Annotated in this window: 16 protein-coding genes; 14 read left to right on the forward strand and 2 right to left on the reverse strand. The window is 40.1% G+C overall.

The features are described from left to right. Positions 1 to 11: 11 nt before the first annotated feature. From QQL36_RS11170 to QQL36_RS11220, 11 genes are all read left to right on the forward strand, one after another. Positions 12 to 461 carry a cytochrome c oxidase subunit II gene (locus tag QQL36_RS11170; RefSeq protein WP_083726042.1) on the forward strand — a complete coding sequence of 150 codons (450 nt, stop codon included), beginning with the start codon at positions 12 to 14 and terminating at the stop codon, positions 459 to 461. A gap of 3 nt (positions 462 to 464) precedes the next feature. After that, positions 465 to 2,183, forward strand: coding sequence for a cbb3-type cytochrome c oxidase subunit I (locus QQL36_RS11175; protein WP_321569755.1), 1,719 nt, complete (start codon positions 465 to 467; stop codon positions 2,181 to 2,183). Further along, positions 2,167 to 2,814: an SCO family protein gene (locus QQL36_RS11180; RefSeq protein WP_321569756.1), complete on the forward strand. Its 648-nt coding sequence runs from the start codon at positions 2,167 to 2,169 to the stop codon at positions 2,812 to 2,814. The genes QQL36_RS11175 and QQL36_RS11180 overlap by 17 nt, the downstream gene beginning before the upstream one ends. A 4-nt stretch (positions 2,815 to 2,818) precedes the next feature. Beyond that, complete coding sequence (locus QQL36_RS11185; protein WP_321569757.1) at positions 2,819 to 3,430, forward strand: cytochrome c; 612 nt, start codon at positions 2,819 to 2,821, stop codon at positions 3,428 to 3,430. Between the two features lie 172 nt (positions 3,431 to 3,602). Beyond that, on the forward strand, positions 3,603 to 4,946 hold the full coding sequence (locus QQL36_RS11190; RefSeq protein WP_321569758.1) for a TolC family protein: 1,344 nt from the start codon (positions 3,603 to 3,605) through the stop codon (positions 4,944 to 4,946). A gap of 10 nt (positions 4,947 to 4,956) precedes the next feature. Next, positions 4,957 to 6,063 carry an efflux RND transporter periplasmic adaptor subunit gene (locus tag QQL36_RS11195; protein ID WP_321569759.1) on the forward strand — a complete coding sequence of 369 codons (1,107 nt, stop codon included), beginning with the start codon at positions 4,957 to 4,959 and terminating at the stop codon, positions 6,061 to 6,063. 5 nt (positions 6,064 to 6,068) lie between these two features. After that, positions 6,069 to 9,287, forward strand: a complete 3,219-nt coding sequence (locus QQL36_RS11200) for an efflux RND transporter permease subunit (protein WP_321569760.1) — start codon at positions 6,069 to 6,071, stop codon at positions 9,285 to 9,287. Beyond that, positions 9,284 to 9,592: a hypothetical protein gene (locus QQL36_RS11205; protein ID WP_083726031.1), complete on the forward strand. Its 309-nt coding sequence runs from the start codon at positions 9,284 to 9,286 to the stop codon at positions 9,590 to 9,592. Before QQL36_RS11200 ends, QQL36_RS11205 begins: the two co-directional genes overlap by 4 nt. Positions 9,593 to 9,610: 18 nt before the next feature. Beyond that, complete coding sequence (locus tag QQL36_RS11210) at positions 9,611 to 9,799, forward strand: DUF2892 domain-containing protein (protein ID WP_083726029.1); 189 nt, start codon at positions 9,611 to 9,613, stop codon at positions 9,797 to 9,799. A gap of 50 nt (positions 9,800 to 9,849) precedes the next feature. Continuing rightward, positions 9,850 to 10,164 (forward strand): rhodanese-like domain-containing protein, encoded by a 315-nt coding sequence (locus QQL36_RS11215; protein WP_083726027.1) that lies wholly within the window; start codon positions 9,850 to 9,852, stop codon positions 10,162 to 10,164. Between the two features lie 84 nt (positions 10,165 to 10,248). Further along, positions 10,249 to 10,881, forward strand: a complete 633-nt coding sequence (locus tag QQL36_RS11220; RefSeq protein ID WP_083726025.1) for a Crp/Fnr family transcriptional regulator — start codon at positions 10,249 to 10,251, stop codon at positions 10,879 to 10,881. 634 nt (positions 10,882 to 11,515) lie between these two features. Here QQL36_RS11220 and QQL36_RS11225 read toward each other — a convergent pair. Both QQL36_RS11225 and QQL36_RS11230 read right to left on the reverse strand, forming a co-directional pair. After that, complete coding sequence (locus QQL36_RS11225; RefSeq protein ID WP_321569761.1) at positions 11,516 to 12,406, reverse strand: ADP-ribosylglycohydrolase family protein; 891 nt, start codon at positions 12,404 to 12,406, stop codon at positions 11,516 to 11,518. 280 nt (positions 12,407 to 12,686) lie between these two features. Continuing rightward, on the reverse strand, positions 12,687 to 14,516 hold the full coding sequence (locus QQL36_RS11230) for an LTA synthase family protein (protein WP_321569762.1): 1,830 nt from the start codon (positions 14,514 to 14,516) through the stop codon (positions 12,687 to 12,689). Between the two features lie 442 nt (positions 14,517 to 14,958). Here QQL36_RS11230 and QQL36_RS11235 point away from each other — a divergent pair, with 442 nt between their 5' ends. The 3 genes from QQL36_RS11235 (at position 14,959) to QQL36_RS11245 (ending at position 19,360) form a co-directional block, all read left to right on the forward strand. After that, complete coding sequence (locus tag QQL36_RS11235; protein ID WP_321569763.1) at positions 14,959 to 15,426, forward strand: hypothetical protein; 468 nt, start codon at positions 14,959 to 14,961, stop codon at positions 15,424 to 15,426. Between the two features lie 215 nt (positions 15,427 to 15,641). Then, positions 15,642 to 16,997, forward strand: coding sequence for an ATP-binding protein (locus QQL36_RS11240; protein ID WP_321569764.1), 1,356 nt, complete (start codon positions 15,642 to 15,644; stop codon positions 16,995 to 16,997). Positions 16,998 to 17,116: 119 nt separating this feature from the next. After that, positions 17,117 to 19,360, forward strand: coding sequence for a 2OG-Fe(II) oxygenase (locus QQL36_RS11245; RefSeq protein WP_321569765.1), 2,244 nt, complete (start codon positions 17,117 to 17,119; stop codon positions 19,358 to 19,360). Positions 19,361 to 19,377: the final 17 nt, after the last annotated feature.

Raw genomic sequence — 19,377 nt, forward strand, 5'->3', positions numbered from 1 at the left:
TAACTATTATTATGAATAAGTATGAAATAAAAGTCGTTTTACTGAGTAGTTCGGTAATGGCGGTATTCTTTTTTGCTCTCCTTTATAATGTATTTGCCAGGAAAATAGATGTACCTACCTGTATTCCCTATCAGGCATCTTTTCAGCAGTCATTGGTTAAGCAGGTTGATAATACACATTATGAAGTATATGTTATTGCAAAGATGTGGGCCTTTGATCCCGCGGAAATAACGATACCAGTGGGTAGTACAGTTGATTTTTATCTGAGCTCTGCTGATGTGGTACATGGATTCAATATTGAACGAAAGGGAGTCAACCTGATGGCTGTACCGGGTGCTGTTAATAAGGTGACAGTAAAATTTACAGACTATGGAACATATAGAATTGTATGTCATGAATATTGTGGTGCGGGGCATCATAATATGATGGCCCAGGTATTAGTTACTTATTTAAAGAGATAAAGAATGAATATATCAGCATCATATAGAAGAACAATTCTTACCGGTCTTTTTATGCCTATGACACTCTTTATATTGGGTGCTTATAATGGTGTAATGCAAACACTTTACAGAGCAGGCGTTATTCATAAAGCAGCGGTTGCAGGTATTAATTATTATCAGGGACTTACTATGCATGGTGTTATTAATGCTATTGTCCTCACCACATTTTTTGCTGTGGTTTTCGGACATGTAACAATGAGTCATTACCTGAAGAAGGAGCCTCCTGGATGGTCTTACCGCATATCGATGGTATTGATGGTGATTGGTACTTTAATAGATGCGATATTAATGATAATGGGTAAGGCGCAGGCTCTTTATACATTTTATGCCCCGCTTAAAAATTCACCTTTGTTTTATCTGGGTACATCTTTATTGATTGTGGGTAGCTGGGTCGCGTTTTTTGGCTGGATTAAAATGTATATCGATTGGAAGAAGGAACATCCTGACGGGAAAATGCCCATTGCCGTTTTAGGTACGTTCGTGAATTTTACAATGTGGGTTATCAGTAGTATCCCGGTGGCATATGAATCATTGGTATTGTTAATGCCCTGGTCGGCCGGCTGGACAGAAGATATTAATGTGCCGCTTACCCGCATGCTGTTCTGGATGTTTGGACATCCTTTGGTTTATTTTTGGTTATTGCCTGCATATATAGCATTTTATACCATTCTACCCAAAATAAGCGGAGGAAAACTATACTCCGGAAATGCAGCAAGGTTAGCTTTTTTGTTATTTCTTATATTATCTACTCCTGTAGGTGTACATCATCAGTTTAGTGAACCGGTAATGGGGCAGGGAACCAAACTTTGGGTAAGCATACTTACTTATGCGGTGTCTATTCCCAGTTTCATGACTGCATTTACTGTTGGGGCTTCTTTAGAATTGGCAGGGCGAAAACGGGGAGCCAGAGGTTTGTTTGACTGGATGGCAAAATTGCCCTGGTTCCGATCTGAATATTTCCTGTTCGGATATTTCCTGTGTGGGTTGATATTATTCATTTTTGGAGGACTGTCAGGAATCATCAATGCGTCCTATTCTCTCAATCAAATGGTGCATAATACCGGCTGGGTACCTGGGCATTTTCATATGACAGTGGCCGGACCTGTCCTACTGGTAATACTGGGTATGAGTATTTACATGTATAGTACTGTATCCGGAAAGCCTGTAAAATTTTTAACCATGGTTACTATTGTTCCGTACGTTTGGATGATCGGTGTGGCATTACTCTCACATGGATTAATGGCAGGAGGGTTAATGGGGGAACCCCGGAGAACCAATATGGGAATGTCTTATACTAATCCTGAAAGCAATCTGTTTAATTCAAATTGGATACCTACAGCAACAGTTACTATGTTCGGGGGCATCGTGATGGGAGTTGCAGCATTGATATATTTTGTGAGTTTCTTTGCCACAGCACTTGGCAAAAGAACAAAGCAACCAGTTATTTCGCTACCGGAATCAGAAGAATTACATGAAGAAAAACCAATTCCACTGTTACACAATATGAAGCCCTGGATCATTGCCAGTATAATATTGGTAATGCTTACTTACATTCCTTCTTTAATGAACGTATTCAAATACAGCACGCCTGTTCCCAATAAATTCAATGCAGAAAGTCCTGTAAATGAAAGCGGCAATAATGATAAGTATTCTCAACCTGTGACAAATGAAAGAGCTAAGTAAAAGAGCATGGGTACTGTTTTTCGGTATTGCATTTATACTGCCGGCAATGACTTACGGTGCATTATACTGGTACAACCATCGTATTGCAGGCCTGCCTTATTACGGTGAAAATTACAGGTTAGAAACCAGTCGTCCATATTATACAGTTCCTGATTTCTCATTTGTAAATCAGGACGGCAATTTGATTGACAATAATTTTATAAAAGATAAAATATGGGTGGCACATTATTTTTTTACCACCTGTACTACTATTTGTCCAAAAATGATGAATGGGATGAACGATGTGCAGAAAGTATTTGCGGGTAATGATGATGTTCGCCTTGTATCTTTTACTGTAGATCCGGAACAGGATAGCCCTGCTGTTTTAAAACAATATGCTCAATTACGGGACATACAAAGCAAGCAGTGGGGACTATTAACCGGTGATAAGAAAATGCTATATCAATATGCCCGTAAAGGATTGTTTATTGTGGCTACAGACGGGGACGGAGGCGACGGAGACTTTATTCATAGTGAAAAATTGGTGTTGATGGACCGTTTAGGGCATATACGGGGATATTATGATGGAACCGAAAAAAATGACATCCAACTATTGATTAACGATATCAGGCGCTTGCTTGCAGATAATTAGAATTATGAAGAAAAGAATTTTCAAAGGATATTTTGTATTGGGTTTTATTGTGATTTTATTGCTCTTTATGTTTAGCAATGTTGATGCACAGCCAGATGTTACACATGGGAAGCAGTTATTTACTAATCGTTGCGCTGCTTGTCATGCTATAGCAAAAGATGTAACCGGACCGGCGTTAAAAGATGTTGACAAGAGACATACAGAAGACTGGATTATAAAGTTTGTGCAAGGGTCGCAATCTGTTATCAAATCAGGAGATCCAGTTGCTGTTCAATTGTTTGAAAAGTTCAATAATACTATCATGCCCAATCATCCGGATTTGAGTAATGATGATATCAAAAGTATCATTGCCTATATTAAAGATGAAGGTGCAAGACAAGCCGCTTTACCGGCATTGCCCGCTGTAATCAACGATGATAAGCCGTATGCCGGGAAAAGCAGTGTTTTGCATCAGTTAGTTTACTTAGATATTCCAGGTGAGCACCGACCATTAAACCTTCAGTCTCCATTCGTTTTATTATCGCTTGCCGGCATAATTATAGCCCTGGTTTTATGCTTCTGGGTAGTTGTTAAAACTTATGATATCCTCGAAAGGTATCAAAAATCAAAAGAATAGAATTTTCTGGCGTATATCGTCCGGTAAAATCTGAAAAATAAATGCTTAGCCCAATTATAAGGTTTTTTATCAACATTTTAATTCATATTAATTACCTGTCATAACGTCTGCGTAACAAATGTTACCGTTTTACTTATTTGCTGCCAGTACTTTTGTAGCAAATAGGAAGTTAATGAATGCTACAACGTATATTATAAAATTGAGTCTGTTCCTGTTGATGGGAACAAACGGCTTGCTCTCAGTCGCATTTGCGCAGGAAAATACCCGGAATATAAGTCTCACGGAGGCAATCTCAACGGCCCTGTTGAATAACAAAGATATTCATCTGGCACTGCTGGATGAACGTATTGCAGCTTCTGACTATAAGCAAACACAAGCGATCTTTCTTCCACAGGTGGATGTTTCTTATACTGCTATGAGCACGAACAATCCGCTGAATGCCTTTGGCTTCAAGCTACAGCAAAGGACGATAACACAAGGTGATTTTAACCCGGCTACATTGAATCATCCATCTTCTACACCGGATTATATGGCCAAACTGGAATTACAGCAGCCACTGTTGAATATGGATATGCTGTATCAGCGCCGGGGGGCCGAAAAGAAAACAGAGGTTTATCAATATAAAACACAGCGAACCAGGGAGTATTTAACCTTCGAAGTGCAAAAAGCTTACCTGCAGTTACAATTGACTTATACAGCTGTTAAAGTATTGGAAGAGGCTTTGCAGACAACCAATGATGTTTATACTTATACCAAAAATCATTTTGATCAGGGCCTGATTCAAAAATCAGATGTATTAAATGCGCAGGTACAGGTGGCAACAATAACAAGTAATCTTACCAAAGCAAACAGTAATATCCGTAACGCATCTGACCATCTCAGTTTATTGATGGGTGAAAAAACCGGCACCATATACAAAATCACGGATGGCTTTACAACGGCTCCGCAAATGCCTGATGCCGTGCGGGATGTTACTTTTTCAAGAGCAGATTTTATGGCTATGCAAAAAGCGGTGGAAGCATCTGACCTGGTGATCAGGTCAACACAAATGAAATACCTGCCCAGATTGAATGCATTTGGAAACTTTCAATACAATGATAATAGTATGGTGGGTTTTGGTGCGAATGCCTATCTCGTTGGTGTGCAATTGTCATGGAATATTTTTAATGGTAACCGTACTAAGAACACGATCACTACCCAAAAGCTGGAACGTGATAAGTTAGTTACACAATTAGAAGATAAAAAGAATCAAAGCCAGTTGGAATTGGATAAAGCTTATCGTGATCTGGCTGATGCCCGGTCAGAAACCGGAAGGGGGGAAGTATCCGTTGAGCAGGCGGCGGAAGCGTTACGCATTATACAGAACCGGTATGAGCAGGGGCTGGTGAACACGACAGACGTATTGTTGGCTCAAATGCAACTTTCGCAACAAAAATTATTGCTGGCACAGGCACAGTTCTCTGCTAATGTGACCCTGGCTTACCTGCAATTTTTAACCACAAGCACTAATAAATAAATTTTCATAAATGAATAGCGTTTACATCTCAAAAACAATAGCACTTATATGCACCGGTTTTGGATTATTATCCTTAACCTCATGTTCTTCACATGAGAATACGGATAATAAAACAAGCACAGATAGCGCAATAGTCGTAACGGTCGCCACTCCTTCATCGACAGGACAATCGGGGTTAAATATAAGTGGTCAGATTGAAGCGGGTGAAACAGCTGGTATCAGCACGAGGGTGATGGGTTACATTACTATGATAAATGTAAAAGTGGGGGATAAGGTGAGTAATGGACAATTGTTGGTTACTATCAGCAATCAGGATATACTGGCAAAAAGGGCGCAGACGGATGCAATGATCACTGAAGCAGATGCTGCCTATAAAAACGCGCAAAAGGATTTTGAGCGCTTTACTAATCTATACAAGCAGCAAAGTGCTTCCGCAAAGGAACTTGAAAATATCAGCCTGCAGTATACATCTGCGAAATCCCGGCTGGAAAGTGCAAAACAGATGCGCAATGAAGTAAACGCAAGCCTGAGTTATACCCGTTTAATCGCACCTTTTAGTGGTGTGGTTACTCAAAAGCTGGCTGACGTAGGCAACATGGCCAATCCTGGTATGCCGATATTAACGCTGGAACAAAGTGGCAGTTACCAGGTAAGTGCTGCTGTTCCTGAAAATGCCATCAGCCGGATCCGTCAGGGATCAGCCGCAATCATTAGTGTTAGCGCAGTGAATAAAACCATCAATGGGAAAATTTCCCAGATTAGTCAGTCCTCAGAATTTTCAGGCGGGCAGTACGTCATCAAGGTGCAAATTCCTGATCATGAAAAAGAGGGTTTGTATGCAGGCATGTATGCCAATGTATCTATTCCTGTGGCAGCAGCCAGTGAGATAAAGAATGATCAGGTGATGGTACCGCTTTCCTGTATTGAGCATAAAGATGCATTAACCGGGCTATATACTGTGGGTAATAACAGCACTGCTCTATTACGCTGGGTGAGGCTGGGAAAAGCAAATGGGAATCTGGTGGAAGTGCTGAGTGGATTAGCTGCAAACGAACAGTTTATTGTTAATGCTGAAGGCCGGTTATTTAACGGTGCTGCTGTTCAGATAAAAAAATAATAACGATGAAAAATGGATTCTCAGGGAATATAGCAAAGGCTTTTATACAGTCGAAATTAACGATACTGCTGATGATCGCCTTTTTGTTGATTGGCGGTTACAGTACTTTTTTAATTCCTCGTGAAGAAGAGCCACAGATAAAGGTACCAATGGCCGATATCTTTATTGGTTATCCTGGAGCATCACCCAAAGATGTGGAAACGAAAGTGGCTATTCCGGTGGAAAAAATGGTCTCCAACATTAAAGGAGTGGAATATGTGTATTCCACTTCAATGCAGGGACAAGCGATGTTGGTAGTACAGTTTAATGTAGGGGAAGATGTGGAGCGCTCATTGGTGAAATTATACAGTGAGCTTATGAAAAATATGGATAGGATGCCACAGGGGGTTACGCTGCCTCTGATTAAAACCAGGGCGATAGATGATGTGCCGGTATTAGGTTTAACCCTATGGAGTGATAAATATGATGATTACCAGTTGAAACAGATTGGACAGGAGCTGGCGAATGAGGTGAAAAAGATAAATGACGTTTCGGATGTCAATATTATTGGTGGGCGAAACAGCGAGGTGAAAGTTTTGCTGGATAAGAATAGAATGGCAGAAAACCATGTAGATTTTTTATCTGTCAGCAAACAGGTGCAGGCAAGTAATGTGCAGTTGGCAGGTGGTACGTTGCTTCAAAAGGATACGGCGTTTTCAGTTGAAACAGGAAATTTTCTGACTTCTTCAGATGATGTGGGTAATCTGGTAGTGGGTATTAATCAACAGCACCCCGTTTATCTAAAGGAGATTGCAACAGTGGTAGAAGATGCAGAAACGCCCAGACAGTATGTATTGTTTGGTTATGGGAGTGCAGATGCTGCAAACGCAAACGCTCATACATTCAAATCCAATTACCCGGCCGTTACGCTTTCCATTGCCAAGAAAAAAGGTGCAGATGCCATGCAATTATCAGAACAGATCCTGAGCAAGGTGAAACATCTGGAGAAGGGGCTGCTTCCTGGTGATGTACATTTAACTGTTACCCGGAACTACGGGGAAAGTGCGTCGGATAAAGTAGGCGAATTGCTGTTCCACTTGTTTATCGCTATTGTAGTGGTTACTGTGTTTGTGATGCTGGCGATGGGATGGCGTGGTGGTCTGGTCGTGTTTTTGTCAGTACCTGTCACCTTTGCACTTACCTTGTTCGCCTACTATTTTATGCACTACACGCTTAACAGGATCACCTTGTTCGCGTTAGTGTTTATAACAGGTATTGTGGTGGATGATTCTATCATTATAGCAGAGAACATGCACCGTCACTTTAAAATGAAAAAGTTACCACCATTACAGGCCGCCATTTATGCCATTAATGAGGTGGGCAATCCAACGATACTGGCTACTTTTACGGTGATTGCAGCAGTACTGCCAATGGCTTTTGTATCCGGTATGATGGGACCATATATGAGCCCTATGCCTATAGGAGCCTCTATTGCCATGATACTATCACTGATCGTTGCACTTACATTAACACCTTATCTGGGATATATTTTCCTGCGTGAGAAAGAAAAACATGGTGTGGTGCATGAAGATAGCAATGCACCATTACTGGAATCAACCCGTATCTATAAAATATATCGTTCCTTTATTAATCCTTTACTGGAAACCCGCTGGAAACGCTGGACGTTCATACTAAGTATAGTGGTGATTCTGTTCGCTTCACTGTCTATGTTTTATACTAAAGCCGTTGCGGTAAAAATGCTGCCTTTTGATAATAAGAACGAGTTCCAGGTAGTGATAGATATGCCGGAAGGTACGACGCTTGAAAAAACGCAGGCTGCAGCGAAAGATATTGCCAGCTATGTTGCACACCAGCCTATGGTTAAAAATTATCAGACCTATATCGGGACTTCAGCCCCAATCAGTTTTAATGGACTGGTAAGGCACTACGATTTGCGCCGTGGTGATAATGTGGCTGATATACAGATTAACCTGGTAGATAAAAAGAACAGGAGTATCCAGAGCCATGATATTGCTAAAGAAATGCGTGGAGCCGTACAATCTATCGCCAGGAAATATAATGCCAATGTGAAGGTGGTGGAAGTGCCGCCAGGACCTCCGGTATTATCAACTCTAGTTGCAGAAATTTATGGGCCTGATTATAATGAGCAGATCAGAATCGCCGGCGAGGTAAAAAAAATACTTGGCACCACCAATGATGTGGTAGATGTGGACTGGATGACAGAAGCAGACCAGCCGGAGTATCATTTAGAAGTTGATAAAGAAAAGGCAATGCGTTATGGCATAGCTACCGGGCAGGTTGCCGCAACAGTTAATGCTGCATTGTCTGGCATGTCTGCAGGAAATATATCTCAGCCGGCGGCATTTGTTCAAACAGGCATAAAGCTGCAATTGAGTGATCCTGATAAGAGCAATATAGACGATGTACTAAACCTGAAAGTTATAGGCATGCAGGGCAATGCCGTACCGATAAGGGATCTCGTAAATGTTACCCGTCAATTAAAACCCAAAAGTATTTACCGCAAAAATCAGAAGGAAGTGGTGTATGTGCTGGCAGATATGGCGGGGGATTTAGAGAGCCCATCTTATGCCATATCAGATGTATCAGATCATTTAAAAAGCATCAGGTTGCCTAAGGGATTTTCTCTAAAAGAGGAATATACTCATCAGCCGGAACTGGAAGATAACTACAGCCTGAAATGGGATGGAGAGTGGCAGATCACTTTTGAAGTTTTTCGTGATCTGGGTATTGCTTTCGCTGTGGTGATCATCATGATCTATATTTTGATTGTTGGATGGTTTCAGAATTTTACTGTACCCTTAGTGATGCTTGCTGCTATCCCGTTGTCATTAATTGGGATTGTATTGGGGCATTGGATGATGCATGCATATTTCACGGCCACCTCTATGATCGGTTTTATTGCATTGGCGGGTGTCATGGTGCGAAATTCCATACTACTTATTGACTTCGTAAATATCCGGCTGAAAGAAGGGATCCCTTTAAAGCGGGCAATTATTGAAGCAGGTGCTGTACGTACCACTCCGATATTACTGACGGCAGGAGCGGTGGCGCTGGGAGCGGTCATCATTTTGTTTGACCCGATCTTCCAGGGATTAGCCATATCGTTAATGGGCGGGACAATTACGTCTACTTTCCTGACATTAATCGTAGTGCCATTATTATACTTTAAGATGATGCGTAAAAAAAACTTAAAATCTGAATGATGAAATTATTTGTAGTAACCTCTTTGAAAGAGTACCTGGGGGATATATCCAAAATATTTAATCAGGCCAATATTCATGTTTTCAGCACTGTTGATATTGTTGGTCATAAACAGGATAAACCTCCTGATCTTCTGGATGACTGGTTTGCCAGTGGTGGTGAAGATATTGATTCAATGATGATCTTCTCTTTTACGAGCGAAGCCGGAGCCGATCATGGAATGAAGCTTATCGTTGATTATAATAAAAATCTTAAAGAAAACTTTCCGGTTAGAGCATTCGTTTTGCCCGTTGAAAGATCTGTTTAATTATACAATTATTAAAAAATGATAGAAAGAATAGTCCGTGTAGTTGCCGGCACGTTTTTCCTGACAAGTATAACATTAGCTTATACTTTAAATACCAACTGGCTATGGTTAGGTGTTTTCGTAGGCCTCAACTTATTACAATCTGCATTCACTGGCTTTTGCCCGCTGGAGAAGATTTTAAAAGCTCTGGGTGTCAACAACCAATAATAGTAGAATGTAACGGGTATAACAAAAGTGTTTTCATTAAAACTGGTTTTATGGATTTTTTCAAACAATTATTTAGTGGTTTTCCAGCAATTGATCTGGGGAAAATTATTAAAGATGGTGCGTTTTTAGTGGACGTACGTACTGCTGCAGAATTTGCCAATGGGCATGTGAAGGGTTCGGTAAATATACCCCTGGATCAGATAGCTTCGCAGCTTTCCAGATTTAAGGATAAAAAAAGCATCGTTGTATTTTGTCAAAGCGGTGGCAGAAGCAGTCAGGCTAAGTCTATTCTGGAAAAGAATGGATTTAGCCAGGTGATCAATGGCGGGAGCTGGAATAATGTTGCTAAATATTGCCAGGCATAATAAGCACAGTAGAAAAGTTCAACAGATGCACTATTCAGAGAATACAATGTTCCGGATTAACGCATTTCTGTTAACTTTAGGTGTATGAATGAGTCAGCCCGTTTAGATTTTGTATTTGAACCTGCCTTAATGGAAGAGATTAAGGAGTTTGGTGAACTGCGATCATTTAAAGATGGAGATATTATCATAGATTATGGTAAATATATCCGTATGATGCCACTTGTTGTCAAAGGTTCCTTAAAGGTCCTTAAAAGGAACGATAACGGCAATGAAATACTATTGTACTATCTATCCAGTAGTGAGACTTGCTCAATGGCCTACAGCTGTTGCCTTGAAGAGAAGAAGAGTGAGGTTAAAGCTATTGCTGAAGGCGATCTGGTGATCATTGCGATCCCGCATAATAAACTGGATGAATGGCTTTGCAAATATCCAAGCTGGAAAAATTACATTCTGCGGAGCTTTAACGAACGGTTTTCCGAACTCTTAAAATCTATTGAAAGCATTGCATTCCTTAAGCTTGATGAACGGCTGATTGCTTACCTGAAAGAAAAGAAGCGGCTCTCTGGCTCAAACGTTATCAAAGCTTCCCATTATCAGATAGCGGACGAACTTGCCACATCCAGAGTGGTTGTATCCCGGTTACTTAAACTACTGGAAAATGATGGCAAGGTATTATTGTACCGTAATGAAATAAAATTATTACAGGAGTTTAACTGAGTATTACCGGATTTTCGATTTTATAGCATCATCCAATGCGTTTCTTTACATAGCAGGTTCCCGCGTCACAGCAGGTAGTATTGATCATTGCCTGGACAATGATCATAGATCCCAGGTTGAAGGGCCTTTCAAAACCACCCTTGCCCTTGGCTTTGATTCCTTATGTATGTAAGTAAATTGCAGGAATTCGTCTTGAATGATCAATTTTCCTTTGAATAATTCAAAGTACGCTTCAGGGGCATTTAATTTTGCTTTGTTAGAAGGACGTTCAAGGTTAAGATAGACGGGTTCGGGAGAAAAAGATGTTGCATTTCTTCCGCTAATGTTGTTTTCCCGATTTGTCTTGGTCCTAAAACAGCAACTGCGGGAAATTCTTCCAGGAACAGATGTATTTCGGACTGTGCATTACACATTATCATCCTTGCAGTTTTAATGCTAAATTTTCGATTGGCAAGGAAATAATTGTGTATTAACTAAGTTAATGTTTTGTTTTTCAGTCATTTAGTTGAAATTCCAAATGATTTTTCAATTCACATTTATGACTTCCATTCGATGGTAAGGTCTTTGACTTCTGCATCAACTGTGCGCCCTGGATCTCCGTAAAAACAGGTTATGGGTACCAGCTTCAACAGCTTTACGGATGGCAATAATAGAGCATTTTCCGCGGAAAAATTGCTTCTACCTGCATATCAATCTTACGAAGATAATCGGCTCCATATGTTCCATTCTCCAATCCATTCTTCAATGTTTCCGGCACATAATCGTCGAGAACAGTACAACGGGAGGCAATAATTGCGGCTATTGCACACACTGTATCTGTATCCGAATTCTCTATTTGGTTTACCACATTCAAAAATACATCTGCCATCGTTTTTGCATTCTTCAATGCAGAGAGGGCTTGTGTCACTATCCTCATTGCATTTCCGGGATCATTTTCAATGCCATTTTGTTCCCATCCTTCGCCTAACTGCGCAGTTAAAAACGCCTCCAATTGCTGGTGAGTACCTCCGTGATGCAAAAAATGCACAGACAGTGCTACTGCCAATGCAGATGTAGTCCCTGCGAGGTTATTATGTGTTATACGGCCCTGTAGCAGTGTCAGTCGTTTCACTTCTTCAATATCTTCAATCACACCAAAAACACCTGCGCGCATTGCTGCACCGCTGGTGGTTCTGCTGGAAGGTGCAAGCTGGCTCACAAACTCTGCCGGAGTTTTGCACTCTGCTAATAGTTTTTGCATGTGTCTTGAATATCCTACGTGAGGATCACGTTTGAATGTATGCAGCCAGGCGCTTACAAATTCCTCTGCTGTAATATCAAAAGATTGCTTTGCGAGTAGCAGTTCCATATTTGCCAGTGACATCTGTGTATCATCTGTATAATCGCCCTTTTTATAAGCTGTCAGTTTAGGATGCTCCGCATGTACGAGGTCAGATAGGTCGGCATTGGTAGCGTGGGGCAGGTATTCATATTTCATGCCATAGCTGTCGCCCAGCGCCATGGTATAGAGAAAGGATGCATGCATATAGTCAGATGTATATTTCCCTCTTACATGGAAAGGGTTGATTACTTTCCAAAAGTAAAATATTTTCAGGTATCCGAAATGATTTTAAATGGTGGTGGTTTTTTGTATTGACCATTACGATAAGTATATATTTTGATTGAGGCATAGGGGGCTTTTGAAAAATGGATTTGCATGTTCAAAACTTAATAAGAAAGGAACCGTCTTATAAATAAATTAGACGGTTTCTTTCTTATGACAGGGAAGGAGACAGATGTCGAACTATTGGATAGAGGACTTTCAATTATTCTTTCATACCCCCCGTCTTATATAAATAGTAAGCCGTTTGATAAGTGGCAATTGTCTTTTTTATTAGCTGTCTATCAGCAGGGATTGATAGTAAATCATCTGTTTGTTTATCCAGTTTAAATACGCCTACCTGTTGTTGCGGACTTAAAACAGCCAGGGTATCATGTTGAAGATACCCCAGTTTTTGATAAGTAGCTAGCCATGCTCTGGATTGATATGTTGGTAACAAAACATCCTGTCCGTACCAGCTTGTCTCATATTGCCAGTGTAGTAAACCTAATAATGTGGGGAAAAGATCAATTTGTGAACACTGCTGACTGATGGTTTTTAACGTATCGTTTTTAAGATTATAAACAAGACAGGGAATATGATATTTTGAAACGTTGATCTCGTTCTTGCCCGCACTGCTGGCGCAATGATCGGCAACGAATATGATCACTGTATTGTTAAACCATGGCTTAGACTGTATCTTTTTTAAAAATTCACCAATGGCATAATCTGTGTATTTGACTGCTCCCTCACGACCGGAACCGGATGGGATATCAATCTTTCCGGATGGGTAAGTAAAGGGCCTGTGGTTGGAGGTGGTCATTACAAAATCAAAAAACGGCCGTTGGTGGCTGTATTGTGTATCTGCATGGCGTATGACTGCATCATACAGGTCTTCATCGCAAATACCCCAGGCATTCTTAAAGTGAATAGCTTGTGCGGGAATAGTTGTGCGGGTGGTAGCTAATCGTTCATTAGGTAGTAGCCGTTCGCCATTATCAGTAATGTCAAATCCATTATTTCCGAAGAAGTTATTCATATTGTCGAAGAACCCATCGCCTCCATAAAAAAAGGTAGTGGAATACCCGGCTTTTCTGAAAATTGAGCCTACAGTATGCAGATGGACATTGTCTTTCCTCCTTACGATACTGTTGCCCGGTGTAGGAGGTACGCATAAGGATAGGGCCTCCATTCCCCTAACGGTACGTGTACCGGTAGCATACATATTGGTAAATAAGACAGCACAATTGGCCAGCGAGTCGAGTATAGGAGTAATGTGTTGATCATTACCAAAATGGTGCATATACTCTGCGCTGAAACTTTCGATCGTCACCAATATTACATTGGGGCGTACGGCCTGACCGGGGTTTGTGACGATTCTGCGTAAACTATTGTTGCCATTGACAAACTGGATTAATGGCTCCTGCAACTGTTTTTGGGTTATTGCAAAAGCTTCACTTTCTTCTTCTTTTGCATAGAAGTCGTAATAATTCAGTTCGTTATTTTTGAATGCCGCAAAGAATGAAAAGATACCGGCCTTAGAGAGTTCGTTCTGATAACGGTTATTGCCGCTATCAGCCCAGGAATTGGATACAAGGAAGTAACCCGCCAGAGTGAACGTTAACACCGAACCTGTTAATAAAAATCTCTTTTTAAGTGGCGTATCGGATTGAAAACTTTGAAGGAAGATCTTCTTTTTATAAAATATAAAAAATACCAGCGATGTAAGCAGGACCATGCTGCTGATGAGCCAGGGTAAAGGGTAAGATTGATTAATGTTATTAATTACCTCGAATGTGTATATCAGATAGTCGACTGCAATGAAATTGAACCGGCTTTCAAATTCGTCCCAAAATGCCAGTTCTGCAAAGAAGGAGAACATGACTATTAGCACTACAATATAAAAACAGGTAAAGGTGATAATACGGTTCACAAGGGTATTGTTCCATTTTTGTGGCAACAATAATAAGTACAGCGAATAGGCGGCACTAAAAAATAAGGCTACCATGGTATCAAAAACAAGTCCTTTTGCATAAATATTTAATATTGCTGGCAATGTAATACTTGCTTTCTGCCAGGCCAGTACTAAAAATATTGTTCTTATTAAAAAAGAAACAAGCAAGAAGAAAATTAAAAAATTAATCAGTACGGAATATCGTGTCTTACGTGAGTTCATAGCGGAATAAATGCCGAAGTTCGACCTGAAATCTGTAGAAATCCTGAACAGGTTTTAAAGGAAGGTAGATGTTGTCAAGGCTGATGAAAAGCCGGAATTATCAAGATCCTGAGTTTTGTGGAAAAAATCAAATACAAGATTGGGTGTCGATAAACGGAGTATTCTTTTGTACAGGGAAGGAGACGGAAGTTGAACTTTTGGATATACGATTTCAGGATTATTTATAATAGATGAGCGAACATGATATAGAAATTTTATTTAACGATATTTGGCATCAATATTTTTCATGGCTTTATATTATTAATACCCATAATCAGGTAACATGGCAAACTTCGGGAAACAGATGCTGAACATTTTGGGAGAGATTAAAGGAACAGGCTCCTTTGTAAGTAGTGGAGTTCTGCCTTTCCTCTTCCCTGGTTTACAGATCCGGGGCATGGATGAAATCGGGTTTCCTATCAATGCTACCCAAATTAAAACGTTGATCAAAATAGCACACCAGGCGCCATTCGGTAAGGGAAGCAAGACAGTGCTCGACAAAGCTGTGAGAAGTGCCTGGGAAATCGATGCTGACCAAATAAAATTTGTTAATAAAAAATGGGGAGGGTTTGTAGACGGGATTGTGAGACTAATTATGCCTTCTATGGGGCTTGACGGGCTTTCAGTTTCTGCAAACCTGTACAAGTTGCTGATATATCAGAAAGGAGAAAAGGTAACAAAGCAGGGCAATTGCTGTTTTTATGTTCGGCTTCAATTGACTTACTACAACAATCCAGTGAATCTCTGGTAGGAAGAATTGCTTATATAAAACTGCGGGGCATTGATGTTTTGGAATATGCAACCCGTCAATCAGAAAAAATAAATGAGTTTTGGTTAAGGCAACATATATGTATTAGATAACATGATTTTGTAATTGGATATATTTTATTACAATTTCATAATTAAAATGGGCTTGTTTTGTTACATAAATTTATATTTTTTACCTTTGTTATATAACAGAATAGTATGGCATTTAAAAGACATGTTGAAAAATATCTTCACATTTGGAAAACTAATTCTTCTCGAAAACCGCTGATTGTCAGAGGTGCCAGACAGGTCGGGAAGACAACATTAGTAAATGATTTTTCCAGTTCGTATGACCATTTTATTTCCTTAAATCTTGAAAAAGGAACAGATAGAAAGTATTTTGAGGATTTTGATGATGTAAAAGCCATTTGTGAATCATTATTCCTAACCTACAATATACCCTTAGCCGAAGTTGGTAATACATTATTATTTATAGATGAAATACAGGAATGCCCCAAAGCAATTCAATTACTACGCTTCTTTTATGAAGAAGTTCCAACTTTACATATTATCAGTGCCGGTTCTCTTTTGGAATTTGCTATTCAAAAAGTAAAAAGTTTTCCAGTTGGACGGGTTGAATTTCTGTATCTCCATCCAATGAACTTCGAGGAATATCTGGAAGCAATTGGTAGGGGGGACTTAATCGAGCAGTTGAAAATACTTCCGGTTAAACCTGTTGCTCATCAAGTATTGATGGATATATTTCATCGCTACGCGATTATAGGAGGAATGCCGGAAATCATTAAAACGGATATTGAGAAAAACAACCTTGCAGATCTTACCAGGATATATGAGAGTATATGGGGAACGTATAAAAATGATGTTGAAAAATATACTACGAATGAAACAGAAAGAAAAATAATTAAACATATTATGGATACGGCTCCGCTGTATTTAGACGAGCGTGTTAAATTTCAGGGTTTTGGTAATTCCTCTTATAGATCAAGGGAGGTAGGAGAGGCATTTAGGACGCTTGAAGACGCGAAGATAATTCGTTTAATTTATCCAACTACCGATTTACAACCTCCTCCAAGGGCTGATTTAAAAAAATCACCAAGATTTCAAATACTGGATACAGGCCTTGTAAACTATACGTTGTCTATTCAAGCGCAAATGTTAAGCATGAGCGATTTGAGTAATACTTATAAGGGTGCAGTGATTCCTCATTTGATTACCCAAGAAGTTATTTCAATGAGCGAGATCTCTCCTAACAATCCGCATTTTTGGGTAAGAGAGAAATCACAATCAAATGCAGAGGTCGATTTAGTACAGGTAAATGGAGAATATTTAATTCCTATAGAAATAAAGTCGGGCAGTACGGGTACGCTCAGATCACTTCATCAGTTCATTGATGCAGCAGATCATGCTTATGCGGTTAGAATTTACGGAGGTACATTTTCTTTAGAGAGGGCTATTACACCTGGTAAGAAACCTTATTTATTGATGAATCTACCTTATTACCTGGGAACACAATTACATGGATATTTGAATTGGTTATTGCAGCAAAAAATTTGAGAGGAAATATAATAGGTTGCTGGCTCAGGGATGAAGAATTTATTATTCTTACAAACGTTGAATGAACGACCCCCTAAATTTTAAGGACCATGTATTTTTAACAACCTTAATCAGACAATATGGCAAACTTTGGGAAACAGATGCTGAACATTTTGGGAGAGATTAAAGGAACAGGCTCCTTTGTAAGTAGTGGAGTTCAGCCTTTCCTCTTCCCCGGTTTGCAAATCCGGGGCATGGATGAAATCGGGTTTCCTATCAATGCTACCCAAATTAAAGCGCTGATCAATTTAGCTCACCAGGCCCCATTCGGTAAAGGAAGCAAGACAGTGCTCGACAAAGCCGTGAGAAGTGCCTGGGAAATCGATGCTGGTCAAATAAAATTTGTCAATAAAGAATGGGGAGGATTTGTAGAAGGTATTGTGAGACAAATCAAGCCTGCCATGGGGCTTGACGGCCTTTCGGTTTCTGCAAACCTGTACAAGTTGCTGATCTATCAGAAAGGGGACTTCTTTCTGCCCCATAAAGATTCTGAGAAGGAGCTAGGTATGTTTGGATCGCTTATTATAGGGTTACCTTCCAGCCATAAAGGGGGAGAGTTGGTAGTAAATTTTGACGGATGTAGTGAGACCATTGACTTTTCTGACCCGGTCAACAGGTATCAAATTCCATTTGCGGCTTTTTATGCTGATTGTGAGCATGAGATCAGGCCTATTACATCTGGTTATCGGGTTTGCCTTGTATATAACCTGGTTCAGACTAAGGGGGATGAGAAGATCCAGCCAGAAAAGCTGAATGATCAGGTAAAGAAACTGGCCGCACTTTTGAAGGCCAGTGAAGAAGACCTGGATATTCCCAAAATTGTGCTATTGGGGCATCAGTATACACCCTCTAACTTCACTATGAATGCCTTGAAATTAAATGACAGACATAAGGCAGAAGCTCTAATCAGGGCAGCGGAGCTAGCGGGATTTTATATAAAGCCGGGTTTGGTTACTTCCTATCAAGTGGGTGAGCTAATGGAAGATGATACTAAACAATCGTCTGCAGGTCGAAACTATAGGAAACGGAATCGTTATTATGAGGAGTATGATCATGAGAATCTGACAGAAAATGGAATAATAGGAGAGGTGTATGATGAACATGTTGGTATCGAGCATTGGATGAAGGGGGGGATACCGCCATTGCGAAATATTCAGTTCGATGAGATGGACCTGATATCAGCTATAACACTTAATGCTGGAGAGCCCATACAAAAGGCTGCCGAAGGCTATACTGGCAATGCAGGCATGGAAATGCAATATTGGTATCACTATGGCGCTATTTTCCTGTGGCCTCGAAAGTACCATTATGACATGGTGATAGATCTTGATACGGATAATAAGCTGGAATGGATCGACTATTATAACCAACATTGGGGAACCCTCACAAAGGTAGATATCGCCCTTACAAGAAAACTGGTAGAAGGAGGGATGCCTGTAAATCACCTGAAAGAGAAAGTTGATTATAGTCCATTGGCAGATTGGCTGATAAACCTGAACGATGAGAAGTACCTATTGAAGAAAGGTTCGAAATTTTTGACAGACCATTTTGTTCGTATTGCTGTTGATAAATGGATAAAGCTGGTCAAACATTATCCTATAGATAAATTTGAAGATATCTTCTTAACGGTAGGCAATAAAAAAGATGTGCCCGTTGTCAGGCATCTATTACTCATCTTTAATGACTTGTTGGCGGATAACAACCCCTCAGCAAAGACATTTGTGGGACAACAAGCCTCGTGCATACCTGGCTACCTGGAGAACCTGAAATTAACTGCGGAAAGTGAGAAAAAGGCTGTTAGGGAGATTTTACGAAGCCTTTTGCAAATCGACGAGAAGAAAGTGATCAAAGAAAAAAACTGGCACAGGAAGATAACAGCAGCCCTTACAAAGAAACTAACGCGAGAATACGTAAATGACATCCTGATAGCTGAAATACTGTGTTCCGGGAACAAATCAAATCTCGCCGAGCAATTATTGTCAGTTTGCATTAGTGATCTCCAACGCAGGGTACTGGATAAACCTAAACCTCCTATTAGCTGGTCAAGACCTGTGCCTAAAAAATCTGGTATCTATGGATATGTTTGGGATATCCTGGCAGATTTCCTCAAATCTGCCACATTGCAGATTTTTGATTATCAGGCTATACTGGAAAAGCGGAATGAAATGGAGTATGCTATCAGAGATGTTGTTATTGACATTAAAATGGAAACCATCAGGAAGGGATCTCCTCATATACTCAGGCTTACTAAAACACAATATGCGTATGAAAGGGAGCTAGCTAAGTGGAAAGAGGATGTTGAAATATTAGGAAAAATGAAATGAAGAATGTTGGGTTTGAA

The sequence above is a fragment of the Chitinophaga sp. LS1 genome, from assembly GCF_034274695.1.
GTDB lineage: Bacteria > Bacteroidota > Bacteroidia > Chitinophagales > Chitinophagaceae > Chitinophaga.

Excerpts from the sequence above, each read along its gene's own strand:
- QQL36_RS11170 (WP_083726042.1), top strand. The coding sequence starts at position 12 with ATGAATAAGTATGAAATAAAAGTCGTTTTACTGAGTAGTTCGGTAATG.
- QQL36_RS11175 (WP_321569755.1), top strand. The coding sequence starts at position 465 with ATGAATATATCAGCATCATATAGAAGAACAATTCTTACCGGTCTTTTT.
- QQL36_RS11180 (WP_321569756.1), top strand. The coding sequence starts at position 2,167 with ATGAAAGAGCTAAGTAAAAGAGCATGGGTACTGTTTTTCGGTATTGCA.
- QQL36_RS11185 (WP_321569757.1), top strand. The coding sequence starts at position 2,819 with ATGAAGAAAAGAATTTTCAAAGGATATTTTGTATTGGGTTTTATTGTG.
- QQL36_RS11190 (WP_321569758.1), top strand. The coding sequence starts at position 3,603 with ATGAATGCTACAACGTATATTATAAAATTGAGTCTGTTCCTGTTGATG.
- QQL36_RS11195 (WP_321569759.1), top strand. The coding sequence starts at position 4,957 with ATGAATAGCGTTTACATCTCAAAAACAATAGCACTTATATGCACCGGT.
- QQL36_RS11200 (WP_321569760.1), top strand. The coding sequence starts at position 6,069 with ATGAAAAATGGATTCTCAGGGAATATAGCAAAGGCTTTTATACAGTCG.
- QQL36_RS11205 (WP_083726031.1), top strand. The coding sequence starts at position 9,284 with ATGATGAAATTATTTGTAGTAACCTCTTTGAAAGAGTACCTGGGGGAT.
- QQL36_RS11210 (WP_083726029.1), top strand. The coding sequence starts at position 9,611 with ATGATAGAAAGAATAGTCCGTGTAGTTGCCGGCACGTTTTTCCTGACA.
- QQL36_RS11215 (WP_083726027.1), top strand. The coding sequence starts at position 9,850 with ATGGATTTTTTCAAACAATTATTTAGTGGTTTTCCAGCAATTGATCTG.
- QQL36_RS11220 (WP_083726025.1), top strand. The coding sequence starts at position 10,249 with ATGAATGAGTCAGCCCGTTTAGATTTTGTATTTGAACCTGCCTTAATG.
- QQL36_RS11225 (WP_321569761.1), bottom strand. The coding sequence starts at position 12,406 with ATGCATGCATCCTTTCTCTATACCATGGCGCTGGGCGACAGCTATGGC.
- QQL36_RS11235 (WP_321569763.1), top strand. The coding sequence starts at position 14,959 with ATGGCAAACTTCGGGAAACAGATGCTGAACATTTTGGGAGAGATTAAA.
- QQL36_RS11240 (WP_321569764.1), top strand. The coding sequence starts at position 15,642 with ATGGCATTTAAAAGACATGTTGAAAAATATCTTCACATTTGGAAAACT.
- QQL36_RS11245 (WP_321569765.1), top strand. The coding sequence starts at position 17,117 with ATGGCAAACTTTGGGAAACAGATGCTGAACATTTTGGGAGAGATTAAA.